Origin of the sequence: Cellulomonas sp. GbtcB1 (genome assembly GCF_019091725.1) — a bacterium.
Lineage (GTDB): Bacteria > Actinomycetota > Actinomycetes > Actinomycetales > Cellulomonadaceae > Cellulomonas.
On record NZ_JAGXJG010000734.1, the window covers coordinates 1 to 229 of the forward strand.

Consider the following 229-nt stretch of genomic DNA (forward strand, 5'->3'; position numbering starts at 1 on the left):
CGCGGCAGCCCCGGGACCCGCCCAGCGCCCTCCGCCGCGGACGCGGGCGACCGGGGCGTGAGGCCGTCGTGCGGGAACGAGCCGTCCCGGCGCAGCGCCGCCAGGGCCCCGCGCAGCACCCGGGCGCCCTCCTCGGCCTCCCACTCCTGCTGCCCTGCGCCGTCCACGTCCCGGTGCGCGCTGTTCCACGCGCCGGCCCGGCGAACGTGCCGGGGACCTGCTCGCGTCA

The 229-nt window shown here is 81.7% G+C and carries 1 protein-coding gene; it reads right to left on the bottom strand.

Going from position 1 to position 229, the window contains the following annotated elements; genetic code table 11:
- The coding region (locus tag KVT14_RS22005; protein ID WP_217617450.1) for a hypothetical protein at positions 1-229 on the bottom strand (229 nt) is incomplete at both ends.